At 63.2% G+C, this 13,643-nt stretch carries 12 protein-coding genes; 1 reads left to right on the top strand and 11 read right to left on the bottom strand.

Annotation, left to right across the window (positions count from 1 at the left end):
- From traG to QZ709_RS02780, 10 genes are all read right to left on the bottom strand, one after another.
- On the bottom strand, positions 1-1,052 hold a 1,052-nt coding region (traG, locus tag QZ709_RS02825; RefSeq protein WP_294635831.1), incomplete at its 3' end, for an IncP-type conjugal transfer protein TraG.
- Between the two features lie 218 nt (positions 1,053-1,270).
- Positions 1,271-1,543: an EexN family lipoprotein gene (locus QZ709_RS02820; protein WP_009523287.1), complete on the bottom strand. Its 273-nt coding sequence runs from the start codon at positions 1,541-1,543 to the stop codon at positions 1,271-1,273.
- Positions 1,544-1,578: 35 nt separating this feature from the next.
- On the bottom strand, positions 1,579-2,472 hold the full coding sequence (locus QZ709_RS02815) for a LysR substrate-binding domain-containing protein (protein WP_009523286.1): 894 nt from the start codon (positions 2,470-2,472) through the stop codon (positions 1,579-1,581).
- A 69-nt stretch (positions 2,473-2,541) separates the two neighbouring features.
- Positions 2,542-5,730: a CusA/CzcA family heavy metal efflux RND transporter gene (locus QZ709_RS02810; protein ID WP_294635830.1), complete on the bottom strand. Its 3,189-nt coding sequence runs from the start codon at positions 5,728-5,730 to the stop codon at positions 2,542-2,544.
- A 16-nt stretch (positions 5,731-5,746) separates the two neighbouring features.
- Positions 5,747-7,339, bottom strand: coding sequence for an efflux RND transporter periplasmic adaptor subunit (locus tag QZ709_RS02805; protein ID WP_142082053.1), 1,593 nt, complete (start codon positions 7,337-7,339; stop codon positions 5,747-5,749).
- Between the two features lie 2 nt (positions 7,340-7,341).
- On the bottom strand, positions 7,342-8,667 hold the full coding sequence (locus tag QZ709_RS02800) for a TolC family protein (protein ID WP_066787370.1): 1,326 nt from the start codon (positions 8,665-8,667) through the stop codon (positions 7,342-7,344).
- 166 nt (positions 8,668-8,833) lie between these two features.
- Positions 8,834-9,187, bottom strand: coding sequence for a cation efflux protein, CzcI family (czcI, locus tag QZ709_RS02795; protein ID WP_294635829.1), 354 nt, complete (start codon positions 9,185-9,187; stop codon positions 8,834-8,836).
- A gap of 59 nt (positions 9,188-9,246) precedes the next feature.
- Positions 9,247-9,933, bottom strand: coding sequence for a transporter (locus QZ709_RS02790; RefSeq protein WP_366937135.1), 687 nt, complete (start codon positions 9,931-9,933; stop codon positions 9,247-9,249).
- Between the two features lie 9 nt (positions 9,934-9,942).
- Positions 9,943-10,245 (bottom strand): zinc ribbon domain-containing protein, encoded by a 303-nt coding sequence (locus QZ709_RS02785; protein ID WP_294635827.1) that lies wholly within the window; start codon positions 10,243-10,245, stop codon positions 9,943-9,945.
- 22 nt (positions 10,246-10,267) lie between these two features.
- On the bottom strand, positions 10,268-12,571 hold the full coding sequence (locus tag QZ709_RS02780; protein WP_294635826.1) for a heavy metal translocating P-type ATPase: 2,304 nt from the start codon (positions 12,569-12,571) through the stop codon (positions 10,268-10,270).
- A gap of 238 nt (positions 12,572-12,809) precedes the next feature.
- Here QZ709_RS02780 and cadR point away from each other — a divergent pair, with 238 nt between their 5' ends.
- Complete coding sequence (cadR, locus tag QZ709_RS02775) at positions 12,810-13,265, top strand: Cd(II)/Pb(II)-responsive transcriptional regulator (protein WP_013517151.1); 456 nt, start codon at positions 12,810-12,812, stop codon at positions 13,263-13,265.
- Here the strand turns inward: cadR and QZ709_RS02770 are convergent.
- Positions 13,266-13,643: DUF3363 domain-containing protein (locus QZ709_RS02770; RefSeq protein ID WP_294635825.1), on the bottom strand; the 378-nt coding region annotated here is incomplete at its 5' end.

The following is a 13,643-nucleotide window of genomic DNA, read 5'->3' as shown; positions in this document are numbered from 1 at the left end:
TCGGCGATGCGCCAATCGCACCGCGACGTGACTTGGGCCACCGTGGGATCGCGGTACAGGCCGAGGAACGACATGGCGGTGCTCAACACGCCGGAACGCTCGTTGTCCGATTTGTTGAGCACTTCGCGCGCAGCCGAGGCCACCACCGGATGAGGCCCATCGCCGAGGTGCGGCGTGGTCATCATCCGGTGCAGCGTCAACTCGAAGGGGCTGGCCGGGTCGGAGAGGAAGTTGGCGACGCCGCGCAGCGTCTTGTCTTCGCCCGCGTAGAGCACATGCAGGATGGCCCCGACCAGCAGCGCGTGCGAAGTCTTTTCCCAGTGATTGCGCTTCTCCAGCGCGCCTTCGGGATCGACCAGAATGTCCGCGATGTTCTGCACGTCGCGCACCTCATGCGCGCCGTGTCGTACCTCCAGCAGCGGGTTGTAGGCCGCTGACTTCGCATCGGTGGGGTTGAACAGCAGGCAATGCGAGAAGCGCGAGCGCCAACCGGCGGTGATCTGCCAGTTCTCGCCTTTGATGTCGTGGATGACGGCGGATGCAGGCCAGGAAAGCAGCGTCGGCACCACGAGGCCCACGCCCTTGCCCGAGCGCGTAGGCGCGAAGGTCAGGACGTGTTCCGGGCCTTCATGCCGCAGGTACTGTTGGCGATGCAGGCCGAGGAACACGCCCGCAGGGTGGTCAAGGCCCGCCTTGTGAATGTCCTCCACATTGGCCCAGCGGGCCGAGCCATAGGTCGTGACCAGGCGCGACTGGCGCGAGCGCCAGATCGACATGCCGATGGCGACCACAACCGCCAGTAGGCCACTGCCGCCCGCGATGGCGCCGCCGGTATCGAACACGCGCGGCGCGTAGGCATCGAAGAAGAACCACCACTCGAACAACCGCCACGGGTGATAGACCGGTGTGTCCAGGAAATCGAACCACGGCGAGCCCAGGCGTAGTTGGTAGCCCAGGGCCGCCGCTGTCCATTGCGTGGCGCTCCACACCCCAGCGATCACGATGCCGAACACCACGGCAATCTGACCGAACAGCACGTTCGTTCCCTGCATCATCCAGCCTCCGATCGCAGCACAGGCATGTGCCGCCCTCGTGAGGATCAGTGCCGCTGGGCGTGCCGGTCAAAGACCGTTATCGGCAGGTTGATGCCGCAAAAAACATGGTTTCCGGCAGGGAAGAACTGGGGCGAAAGACCGCCACAATGAGCGCGCTGCTGCGCAGCGCGCAAAAAGGCGCAGGCACGCGCAGGTGCGTTGCGGCAAGCCGACCATCAGAACTTCGGCGGTTCCTTCGGTGGCGTATAAGGCACCTTGCCGTCGCCCAGGAAACGTCGGTTCGTCGCCTCGGCCACTCGGTTGCACAGCACGTCGCCCATCGTCGGACGATCCGTCTTGCACTGCTGGCGCAGTTCTCGCAAACGCACGGGGTCAGCAGCCAGTTCCTCCACGCTGGGCACGGCAGCGGGCTTGGACGGCTCAGACTTGCCGCAGGCGACCAGCAGAACTGCTAGCGACGACATAGCGATGATCTTGGATAGGTTCATGGCTTGAATCCTCCGAAGTGAAACGGGGCCAATGGCTAAGCGTCTCCCGGTCCCAGGGCTTCGACCCGCTCGATAAAGCGGGCTAGCGCCTGCGACGGCTCGGCGTCGCGGCGCAGCAGATAGGTAGTGAGCATGGGCGACTTTCCCGCGAGCGGTCGGCCCACCACGCCCGGCTCGCGGCTGGAAGCGATGTGCGCGGCGCCTGCGAGCCCTAGCGCCAAGCCGGCCGACACGAAAGTCATCATCACGTCGAACGTGGCGACGTACTGTTCGATCAAGGGCTCCCGGTCCTGCTTGCGCAGGATGCGGTCGATCTGCTTGGCATGGCCTTCGCAAACTGCCGGGTCGCCCAGCACCAGGGGATGTTGCAGCACTTCATCCAGCGGTACCCGCTTGTGGGCCAGTAGTTCATGGCGCGCGGGCATGGCGACCATCAGCTCATCCTCCCAGGCGGGTTCGATGATGATGCCGTCGCCCACCTCGTCGGCCATCGAGAAGCCCACGTCGTATAGATCGTCACGCAGGCCGCTGAGCTGCTGGGCCAGCGGCACCTCGAACAGGCGGATCTCGATCTCCGGGTCTTCCTCGCGGCAGCGCGCCAGCAGCGCCGGCAAGCGCGAGGGGGTGATGCCGTCGGACAGCGCCACGCGCAACCGGCCGTGAAAGCCATTGGCCGCTGCCTTCACGCTCTCACGCGCCTGGTCCAGCGCCAACAGCACGCGAGGCGCGTTCTCCATCAGCAGCTTGCCCGCAAGCGTCAGGCGCGTGCTGCGGCTGGTACGCACGAACAGTTGTGCGCCCAACTCTTCTTCCAATTCCCTGATGGCGCGCGACAGTGGTGACTGTTCGATATGCAGCCGCTCCGCAGCGCGGGCGAAGTGCAGCTCCTCGGCAACGGCCAGAAAGTACCGAAGGTGACGAAATTCCATGAGTCGATGTCCCTGTAAAGCTCGAAGGAGTCTGTCGTGGTGCCGTAACGGCGTTCATCGTTGTTCCTTTCAAGCGGTTACGCCCTCATGTGCGGGCTCTGCCGTGACATCCTCTTCTTGCTCGTCCGGGCGATGAGCCAGCCGATACAGAATTGGCAACACGAGCAGCGTCAGTACGGTGGACGACAAGATGCCGCCGATAACCACGGTGGCCAGAGGCCGTTGGACTTCCGCGCCCGTTCCCGTGGCGATGGCCATCGGGATGAAACCCAGCGACGCCACTAGGGCCGTCATCAGCACCGGCCGCAAGCGTGTCAGCGCGCCCTCGCGGATGGCTTCATCCAGCGGCGTTCCGTCCTCGCGCAAGCTGCGGATGTAGGAAATCATCACTAGGCCATTGAGCACGGCCACACCTGACAGCGCGATGAAGCCCACGGCGGCGGAGATGGACAGCGGAATGTCGCGCAGCCACAGCGCCAGGATGCCGCCGGTCAGTGCAAACGGAATGCCGGTGAAGACCAGCAAGCCGTCCTTGACATTGCCGAACATAGCGAACAGCAGCACGAAGACCAGCAGCAGCGACACTGGCACGACGATCTGCAAGCGCTGCGTGGCGGATTGCAGGTTCTCGAACGTGCCGCCCCAACTCGTCCAATAGCCAGTGGGAATCTTGACTTGCGCCAGCGCTGCCTCGGCGTCGGCCACGAAGGAACCCACGTCACGGCCGCGCACGTTGGCGCTGACCACGATGCGGCGCTTGCCGTTTTCCCGGCTGATCTGGTTGGGGCCGGGCGCCAGCTCGAAGCTCGCCACCTCGGCCAGTTGGATGAAGTTGGTTCGGCCCTCGCCGCCGCCCGCGCCACCCGTTGCGCGCGGCAGAGGAATCGGCAGGCGCTTCATGCTTTCCAAGTCATTACGCAAGGACTCGGGCAAGCGCACCAGAATGTCGAAGCGGCGGTCGCCCTCGAACAGCGTGCCGGCCTCGCGCCCACCGATGGCGGTGGCCACGGCGTCCTGGATGTCGGCCACGTTCAGCCCATAGCGCGCGGCTTTCTGGCGGTCGATGTTCACGGTCAGCATCGGCAAGCCGGTGGTCTGCTCCACCTTGACTTCGGAAGCGCCGGGAATCTTCTGCAGCATGGACGAGACCTCCTCGGCCGTCTTATTCAGGACATCCATGTCGTCGCCAAAAATCTTCACCGCCACATCGCTGCGCACCCCCGAGATGAGTTCGTTGAAGCGCAACTGGATCGGCTGCGAGAACTCATAGTTGTTCCCCGGCACCTTGCCCACGACATCCTGAATGGCCGCCAGCAATTCGTCGCGCGACTTGCGCGGCTCGGGCCACTCGGACACGGGCTTGAGCATGATGTAGCCGTCGGAAATGTTCGGCGGCATGGGGTCGGAGGCAATCTCGGCCGTGCCGGTGCGCGCGAAAACGCGGTCGATCTCGGGGAACTTGGCCTTCAGCGTGGCTTCCAGTTGCTGCTGCATCGCAACCGATTGCGAAAGGCTGGTGCCCGGAATGCGCAGCGCCTGGATGGCGAAGTCGCCTTCGTTCAGACTGGGCACGAACTCGCTGCCCATGCGGGTGGCGATCAAACCGCACAGCACCACCGCCACGGCGGCTGCCGCCAGCATCACTGCTTTGGCCGCCATCACGCGATCCAGCAGCGGGCCATACCAGCGCTTGGCCTGCACGACCAGGAAGTTTTCCGTCTCGCTGACCCGATGGCCGATGAACAGGGCGACCGCTGCCGGGATGAAAGTCACCGACAGGATCATGGCCCCCACGAGTGCAGCCACCACCGTGAACGCCATCGGGTGGAACATCTTCCCTTCCACCCCCGTCAGGGCGAAGATGGGCAGGTAGACCACCATGATGATGAGTTGCCCGAACAGCAGCGCGCGGCGTGATTCCTTCGATGCCAGGAACACCTCGTGAAAGCGCTCCGCCCGCGTCAAGGGCCTGCCCTGGTGCGCCTGCGCATGGGCCAGTCGGCGCACGCAGTTCTCGACGATCACCACCGCCCCGTCGATGATGATGCCGAAATCCAGCGCCCCCAGGCTCATCAGGTTGGCGCTCACCTTGTAATGCGCCATGCCGGTGAAGGTGAACAGCATCGACAGGGGAATCACCGTCGCCGTGATGATGGCGGCACGGATGTTGCCCAGGAACAGAAACAGGATCACGATCACCAGGATCGCGCCTTCCAGCAGGTTCTTCTTCACCGTGGCGATGGCCTTGTCCACCAGCACGGTGCGGTCGTACACCGTCACCGCATGCACGCCCTCGGGCAGGCTGCGGTTGATCTCCACCATCTTCTTGTCCACGGCCTGCGACACCGTGCGGCTGTTCTGGCCGATGAGCATGAACACCGTGCCCAGCACCACTTCGCGGCCGTTGTCCGTGGCGGCGCCGGTGCGCAGTTCGCGCCCCATCCCCACGTCCGCCACGTCGCGCACCCGGATCGGCACACCGCCCGCGCTGCTGAGGATGACATTGCCAATGTCCTCCAGCGTCTTGACCTGCCCGGGCGCCCGGATCAGATACTGCTCGCCGCGCTTCTCGATATAGCCCGCACCCACGTTGCCGTTATTGCGATCCAGTGCCGTCACGATGTCTTGCAGGGTAACGCCGAGCGAAGCCAGGCGAGCGGGTATAGGTGCGATCTGATACTCCTTGGCATAACCGCCAATCGAGTTGATTTCAGTCACACCGGGCACGTTGCGCAACTGCGGCTTGATGATCCAATCCTGAATCTCGCGCAGGTCTGTTGCCGTGTAGGGCATCCCGTCGGGTTTCTTCGCACCGTCCTTCGCCTCGACCGTCCACAGGTAAATCTCCCCCAGGCCGGTGGAGATCGGCCCCAGCGCAGGCGTGATGCCGGAAGGCAGTTTTTCCCGCGCCTCCTGGATGCGTTCATTGACCAACTGGCGCGCGAAGTAGATGTCGGTGCCGTCCTTGAAGATCACGATCACTTGCGAGAGGCCGTAGCGCGAAAGAGAGCGGGTTTGCTCCAGGTTGGGCAGGCCCGCCATCACGGTTTCAATGGGATAAGTCACCCGTTGCTCGGTCTCCAACGGTGAATAGCCCGGCGCCTGGGTATTGATCTGCACTTGGACGTTGGTGATGTCGGGTACGGCGTCGATGGGCAACTTCTGGTAGCTGAACACGCCGACGGCGGCCATGCCAATGGCGGCTAACAACACTAGCCATCGGTGCTCGATGGCCGCGCGAATAAGTTTTTCAAACATGTGCGTTGCTCCGGCATCAATGGGTGTGTTCGGCAGAGGCTTTGCCAAGCTCTGACTTCACGACGAAACTGCCTGCGGCCGCATATGCCGCCCCTGCTTGAAGACCTTGCAGTACCTCGACCCGCTTGCCATCGCTGCGACCCAACTGCACAGGCTGGGCCACAAAGCCGTCCTTCACCTTGACGAAAACGACCGGCTTGTCCCTCACGCTCTGAATAGCGTCGCTAGCCACGCTGACTGGCACGGCGGTTTCGGACGCGATCACTTCCACATTGACGAACAGGCCGGGACGCCAAGCGCCTTGGGGGTTGGACAAGACCACGCGGGCCTTGGCCATGCGGGTTTGTTCGCCAATCAGCGCGCCAACAAAGGTGATGGTGCCTTGCGCGCTGGCATCGAATGCCGTTGCCTTGATGGTGACCTTTTCGCCGACCCTGACCAGTGGCAAGTCCTTGGCAGGTATGTTGATTTCAGCCCAGACCTGTCCCAGATCGGACACGGTGAACACGGCGGCGTCTTCCTTGACGGCCTCACCCAGGCTGAGATGCTTTTCAATCACCAGGCCATCGAACGGGGCGCGCAACTCAAAGCGATTCAGCCCTCCCGAAGATCCCGCGCTCAACCCCAAGGCCGACAGCTTCTGCTGAGCATTGGCCACAGCGACTTGCGCCTCGTTTAACGCCTGCCCTGCTTGTAGGTAGTCCTGCTCGGCGGAAATTTTCTGCTCCCAGAGCCGCTTTTCACGCTCGAACGTGGTCTTGGCCAAGGCCAGACGCTTTTGTGCTGTCTGCAACTCGCTGCGCTGCTCAGACGCAGCCGGGCTGGCAATGACTGCGAGAACCTGTCCCTTCTTGACTGCTTGACCCAGACTGGCCTGAACGCTCTCGACCACTCCTGCAATGCGTGGGACAACGTGCGAAGTCCGGTCTTCGTTCAAGCGAATTTCCCCGGGCAATTGCAAGGCTGACTTGATTCGTGCCGCGCCAGCCGTGTCGATGCTAATGGATGCCGCTTTGATTTGTGCATCACTGAGTTCGACTTTCCCCTCCTCTTGGTTGAGGACGAACATGAAGGGTTCGTTGGCTGTCTGGGCAACGATGCTGATCTCGAACGCGTGCGGCTCCGGCACGACCTCGCGGCTCAGCAGGCTGTCCTTGTCAGGCGCGAAGTTGAGCGCCTGCTTCTCGCCGGTCAAGCGCGTGACGGTGGCGCTGACCTTTGCAGTGTTGCTGGCAAGTGGTTTGCCCTTGTCATAGAGCCAGATTCGCAAACGAGGCTCACCGCCTTCCTCCGCGAGCAACGCCTCCAATCCGAAATCCCCTTCATTGAACAGTTTGCCGCCATGCACCCCCTTGCTCGGCCCTTCGTGGTGCTCACCGTCCGCATGGCCCTTGTCGTGGTCGTGCTGGTCACCACTTGCCTTGTCGTGATGCTCACCATCACTGTGGGCCTTGGCTTCAACGTGGCTGCCGTGACCCTCGCCCTCGGCGCTCTTATCCGTCTTGCCGCCGAGAATGGCGCTGCCCAGTCCTATGCCCACTGCGGCGATCACGGCGATGGCAAACCACTGCTTCTTGCCGACGTTCAGTTTGTTCGTTTCGGGTTTCATGTTCATTCCTTGTTTGCAGGCAGGGTGGTCGTGGATTCGGATGCGCCGATCACGCGATCCATGTCCGCCGCCGCGCGGTGCGCATCGGCGAGCGCCTTGAGGTACTGGGACTTGGCGGCAAAGTAGGTGCGTTGCGCGTCCAGCACTTCCAGGTAGTTGAACTTGCCGTAACCAAAGCCCACGGTGGCCGCGTCATAGGCGCTCTTGGCCCCTGGCAGCACCTCTCGCTGCAATATGTCGATCTCGCCGCGAACCGACGCCAGCCGTTCGCGGGCTTGCAGCACCTCCGTGCTCAGGCGCACGTTCAGCGCCTGGAGTTCGTCCCGCGCCTTGTCTTCGCGCTTCAACGCTTCCAGCAAGTTGCCCTGATTGCGGTCGAACAAAGGCAGCGGCACGGAAACACCAAGCATCAACTGATTGCGTGCAAGCTCGTACGGGCGCTTCACGCCCAGGCTGACCGTGACGTCGGGCGTCTGCTTGCTGCGCTCCACGTCGGCCAGCGACCGGCGACGTTCGATCTCCAACTGCGCCCGGCGCAGTGCCGAAGAGGCCGACAGGCGCTGCTGGATGTCATCCAGCGAAGGGACGTTGGGAAGATCATCCACGCTGCCCGCTACCTGGGTGAAACGCGGCGGGTTGGCCCCGAGCAAACTAGCCAGCCGCGCGCGGGCACTGCGTTGTTCGCTCTGCGCCTGTGCCAGTTCAACCCGCACGCCGGCTTCGGCCACCCGAGCCTTGGTTTCTTCGACCGGGGACACCTTGCCCGCCGTCACGCGCTTGGCAACGGCATCCGTCGCTTGCCTGGCCAGGTCAACGCTGTCCTGGGCTAAGGCCGTGCGATCCTGGGCGGCCAGCGCCTCAAAGAAGGCGGCAACCACAGCGGCGCGAATTTCGACGCGCCGCGTGTTCAGTTCTTCAACTGCGACGTCACGCCCTCGCTCTGCCGCGGCAATGCGGGCAGCGCGCTTGCCCCCCAGCTCGATGGGCAGATTGATCTGGACGCTTTGCGTGCGGGTTGGCGTGCGTTGGTCTTCGAGCGAGTACGCCAGCTCGGGATTAGGACGTACTCGTCCCTGAATTACCTGGCCCTCCACGGCCTCGATCTCCCGTTGGGCGACAGTCAGGTCAAGATTCGCCTCCAAAGCCAGCGCGACGGCCTTTTGCAGGGTCAGGGGCGTTGCTGCTTCAATCTGCTCTACGCCGTTGGCGCTCTGCCCAAGAGCTGGTGCCGTCGGCAATAACTGAGCGAAAGCCGTCCCCGTCATGAGCGCAAGGAGCAAGCCTGCCGCAACCGCCCTCGCGTTGTAATTGTGAATATCCTTCAGCATCCGATTCTCCAGTGATTTGAAATACACAAGGGAATCGGCGGGGGGCAATCCAGATGATCGCCAGCAACGTCATCACATCAGCCGCGCGAAGCCGGCTGGATACCGTAGCGCGCCATGCGCGACGGCAGGGGTGAGGACGAAGGGAAAGGAACGCGCTCCCCGCCGATCAGGCGAGGACACGCCACTGAGGGCGCTCTAAACGTTCAGGTGGAGGCGCAGCAAGGTGCTCCGGGGGATACCCCGTAACCAGGGACGGGCTGACTGGCGACGCCAGCTTCACATCCCCTGACAAGACCGAGAAGCACCCGGCATGACAGGACGCGCAATCAGGATCGCCACCCAGGGTCTTGGCCGGATCAGGGCTGGCATCCTTGCCGTCGGCCGCCTTGTGCTGATGCGCGTGGTGGCCGAAGTGCTTGGCCGCAGCCCCGGTTTCATGCTGGCAATAGCTGGCCGCTGCCGCCCAACTGAATTGGAGCGGCATGAGCACCAACAGAACGATGGCCAGCCATTTGCGCATAAGGTCAACAGTGTAGCAGCTACAGACTTGAATTCACAGTTTTACAGGCACTTGGACGACTAGCCCATGCCTTCCTCAAGCAGAAGCAGGGCCAGAAAGCCGGCAAAGAACATGGCCGTTACCCAGGGACGATCCGGTGTTTCGTGCGCTTCAACCAACAATTCTTCGGTCACAAGGTAGAGCAGCGCAATCAGACCAAAGGCGAAGAAGCCGGTCACGATGGGGCTGGGTAACAACGCCACCGGCGCTCCGAGTAAAGCTCCGATTGGCAGTAAAAGCACGAGCGCAGCCGTGATCCAGACGACCCTGGCACGGGAGCGAACGCTCTCGCCGAGTTCCGTCGCCACCGTCAAGCCAAGAAACAGCACCTCGATGGTTAGGGCGATGGTCAGCAGCAGGCCGACCTTCGGGCCGACCGCAAACCCGATGCCGAGCACCAGGCCGTCAATCAGGATGTCGATGCCGATCACTGTCAATAGACCGGCTGGCCCTTTCGCCAATGCCTCCAAGTGCTTTACCAGCAGCATGGTGGCGACGCCGATTCCGCCGCCGATCAACGTTGCCCAAGGCGAGCCCCGATGCATGATGTCGGGCAGGATTTCGCCGGCCGCCGCCGCGAACACAACGCCAGCGGCGAAGTGCTGAATCGCGCTGACCAGCGTTGGCCCAGGGCGCACGTTCACCGCGACTGCGGTGCCGATGATGGCGGCCGCTGCCGGGATCAAGGTGTAAATCCAGGCCGAGATCGCCATGACTCAGATCACCGCGTTGCCACACTGGGCACAGAATTTCGCACCGCTCGGAATGGTGCTGCTGCACTTCGTGCATGAAGCCGGCACCAGCGATGTCCCACACTGGCCGCAAAAGCGAGCGCCTTGCGGATTGATCGCTTTGCATTGCGGGCAGGTGATGCCGCTGGCCGAAGGCGCCGGATTGCGCCCCCAGTCGTGGCTGCTGGGGCCACCGTGGCCGTGGCTATTGCCATGCCCGTGGGAACTGCCATGCCCCCCGCCGTGGCCGCCGCCATGCCCGCCAAGAATTCGATCCAGGATTCCCATTTTCAACACTCCATATTCGGTTTTACTGACCTGCCCGCTGCCTAAGCAGCCTCAGTCCGTTGAAGACCACCAGCAGGCTCGCCCCCATGTCGGCGAACACGGCCATCCACATGGAGGCATCGTCGAAGATGGCCAGCAGCAGGAACACCAGCTTGATGCCCAGCGCGAGCGCGATATTCTGCCACAGCACGGCGTGGGTGCGCTTGGACAGCCGGATCGTTTCGGGCAGGCGGCGCAGGTCGTCATTCATGACCACCACATCGGCAGCCTCCATCGCGGTGTGGGTGCCAGCGCCGCCCATAGCGAAGCCGATGTCAGCCTTCGCCAGCGCGGGGGCGTCGTTGATGCCGTCGCCGGTCATCGCCGTGACGCCCAAGCGCTGCTGAAGCTCTCCGATGGCCTGCAACTTGTCCTCGGGCAGCAGGTTGCCACGCACCTCGGCGATGCCCGCCTGGGTGCCGACGGTTTGCGCCGTTGCCAGGTTATCGCCCGTCAACATCACCGGCGTCACGCCCAATGCCTTCAGGTCGGCCACGGCCTGCGCGGATGAGGATTTGATGGTGTCGGCTACTGCACAGATGGCCATGACCCGTTCGCTGCTGGCCAACAACGTGACGGTGCGGCCAGCTTGCTCATGCACTGCAAGGCGGGCTTCGAGGTCAGCCGAACACTGCCCGCGCTCTTCAATCCAGCGGTGGTTAGCCAGCACATAGGTATGGCCGTCGATCACCCCCTGCACGCCGCGCCCGGCAACAGCCTGAAACTCATCCACTTCTTGCGTGGCGGACGACACGCCGTCCGCAATGGCCTTGGACACTGGATGATCCGACCGCGCTGCGAGGCTCTTGGCCAACCCCTCCAGGGCTTGCTGGCCGAGTCCTGTGTCCACGGGCTCGAAAGCCACCAGCTTGGGCTTGCCTTCGGTGATGGTGCCGGTCTTGTCCAGCGCCACGGCCTTGATCTTGCGCGCCTCTTCCAGGTACACACCACCTTTGATCAGGATGCCTCGCCGCGCCCCAGCGGCCAAACCGCTGACGACGGTGACGGGCGTGGAAATCACCAAGGCGCAAGGGCAGGCGATGACCAGCAGCACCAGGGCCTTGTAGGCGGCCTGCGTCCAGGTCAGCCCCATGAGCCAGGGCGCCAACAACGCAACGGCAACGGCCAGGACGAACACCGCAGGCGTGTAGACGGCGGCGAAGCGATCCACGAAACGCTGCGTGGGCGCACGGGAAGACTGGGCCTGCTCAACGGCGTGGATGATCCGCGCCAGCGTGCTGTCGGACGCGGGGGCCGTGACACGGATTTCCAACGCCGCAGCCTGATTGATGGTGCCGGCGAAGACTTCATCGCCGGGGCTCTTGTCCACCGGCAAGCTTTCGCCGGTCACGGGGGACTGGTCAATAGCGCTCTGACCTAGGCTCACGATGCCATCCAGCGGAACGCGCTCGCCGGGGCGAATACGCACGGTCGTGCCCACGGTGACTTCCTTGACTCCCATGCGCACCCAATTGCCATCGTCTTGACGCACTTCAGCTTGCTCCGGCGCGAGCGCCAGCAGGCTCTTGATGGCGCCGCGCGCCCGATCCACGGCGCGGGCCTCAATGGCTTCCGCAATCGCATACAGGGCCATCACCATCGCCGCTTCGGGCCACTGGCCGATCAGGAAAGCGCCGGTCACGGCCACGGTCATCAGGGCATTGATGTTCAAGCGGCCCTGCCGCAGTGCAGCCAGCCCTTTGCCGTAAACCGAGAAACCCGACAGCGCGATGGCCGCCGCGGCCAGCGCCATTCCCAGCGCCTTGACAGGTACGCTGTCTGGAAAGGCGAATGCCAAGCCCTCGGCCGCCACAGCCAACCCAAGGGCGCCCAGCGATTTGCCCCATCTCGTCCAGAAGCCCGTTGGCGAGGCAACCGCAGCAGCCGACGAGCCTGTGTCGCCAAGAGGTTCCGGCTTGAAGCCTGCCTTGCGGATTGCGTCCAGCGCCTGCTGCAAGACAGGATCATCGGCGGCAATGGCCAACTCGCGTTCGCCCAGATTGAATTGCAGGCTACGAATTCCCGCCATGCCGTCCAACGCCCGGCGGATTTCCGACTCCTCCGAGGCACAGTCCATATTCGCAATGCGGAAGCGCTGGACATTCTTCGCGCCGAGGGGTTCTGGCTTGAAACCCGCTTTGCGGATCGCTTCCAGGGCCTGGGGCAGCGCGTGGTCATCGGCGGCAATGGCAAGCTCTCGATCCCCCAGGTTGAATCGCAGGCTGCGAATCCCCGCCATGCCTTCCAGCGCCCGGCGGATTTCCGACTCCTCCGAGGCACAGTCCATGTTCGCTATGCGAAAGCGTTGCGGCTCGATAGTCGTTCCATCAGACGCTGTTGGCTCGGGCACCGCAGGCACTGTTGCACAGCCACTCCCGCAGCAGGCAGGGTCAGCGTGTTGGCGTTGGCGGGCAGAGTTCATGAAATTCTCCTTTTCAGGCAAATTGGAAACCCTGTACCCACTACAGAGTCAAGCGCCTACAATGAGCCTTGGAGAAAAACCCGCGACCGCTCAAGATGAAGCTATGAAAATCGGCGAACTGGCTAAGGCCGCACATACCCAGGTAGAGACGATCCGGTACTACGAGCGTGAAGGCTTGCTACCAGAAACGGCCCGTACAGATGGCAACTACCGCATGTACGCAGAAGAACACGTTGACCGACTGTCCTTCATCCGGCACTGCCGGGGTTTGGACATGACACTGGATGAAATCCGGGTTCTATTGCGCTTCAAGGATGCTCCGCACGAGAACTGCGCCCAGGTGAATGACCTGCTCGACGAGCACATAGACCATGTGGCTACTCGCATCAAGGAATTGAAAGCGCTGGAACGACAACTCAAGACCTTGCGGGAAAGCTGCCGGGAATCCCAGCAGGCCAGTCAGTGCGGCATCTTGACCGAACTGTCCTCAGCATCGCGCCAGGTGCACGAGCCAGCAACGCGCAGGGGTCATGTTCATGGGGCGCATAGCCTCAAGTGACTAGCTCAAAGAAACTCCAAGCCGACGCCCGATTTCCCATGAGGCCGCTCCGCCACGCACCGTCGCCGCAAGCTGCTGCCCCAGTCGCTGCTCGATCACTGGCTTCCACGGCACCAAGCTGAACCCCATGCCGTCGTCCAGCATCGCGTACCGTCCGCTGGCGAGCATCACGCTCCGGCGGTAGATGCCAGCCACGCGCTGCCCGTCCGCCGTCGGGCGGTGTTCCAAGCCAGTTTCCGCAGCGATGTCCTTGGCGACCTGCGCCAGTTCTCGATTGCGCAGCGTGCCCAGCAGGTTGCGCGCCAGGATCACGCGCTGCCCGCGCCGCTCGGCCAGTCCCTGTTCGGCCAGGAAGTCGGCGCGCTGCTGCATCGCCTG

The sequence above is a fragment of the uncultured Aquabacterium sp. genome, assembly GCF_913773725.1.
Classification (GTDB): domain Bacteria; phylum Pseudomonadota; class Gammaproteobacteria; order Burkholderiales; family Burkholderiaceae_C; genus Aquabacterium.
The sequence above is the reverse complement of the archived record's forward strand: the minus strand, read 5'-3'. Positions and strand labels throughout refer to the sequence as shown.

Bases quoted from the DNA above. Each gene is read 5' to 3' on its own strand.
- QZ709_RS02820 (WP_009523287.1), bottom strand. From the start codon at position 1,543: ATGAACCTATCCAAGATCATCGCTATGTCGTCGCTAGCAGTTCTGCTG.
- QZ709_RS02815 (WP_009523286.1), bottom strand. From the start codon at position 2,472: ATGGAATTTCGTCACCTTCGGTACTTTCTGGCCGTTGCCGAGGAGCTG.
- QZ709_RS02810 (WP_294635830.1), bottom strand. From the start codon at position 5,730: ATGTTTGAAAAACTTATTCGCGCGGCCATCGAGCACCGATGGCTAGTG.
- QZ709_RS02805 (WP_142082053.1), bottom strand. From the start codon at position 7,339: ATGAAACCCGAAACGAACAAACTGAACGTCGGCAAGAAGCAGTGGTTT.
- QZ709_RS02800 (WP_066787370.1), bottom strand. From the start codon at position 8,667: ATGCTGAAGGATATTCACAATTACAACGCGAGGGCGGTTGCGGCAGGC.
- czcI (WP_294635829.1), bottom strand. From the start codon at position 9,187: ATGCGCAAATGGCTGGCCATCGTTCTGTTGGTGCTCATGCCGCTCCAA.
- QZ709_RS02785 (WP_294635827.1), bottom strand. From the start codon at position 10,245: ATGGGAATCCTGGATCGAATTCTTGGCGGGCATGGCGGCGGCCACGGC.
- QZ709_RS02780 (WP_294635826.1), bottom strand. From the start codon at position 12,571: ATGGACTGTGCCTCGGAGGAGTCGGAAATCCGCCGGGCGCTGGAAGGC.
- cadR (WP_013517151.1), top strand. From the start codon at position 12,810: ATGAAAATCGGCGAACTGGCTAAGGCCGCACATACCCAGGTAGAGACG.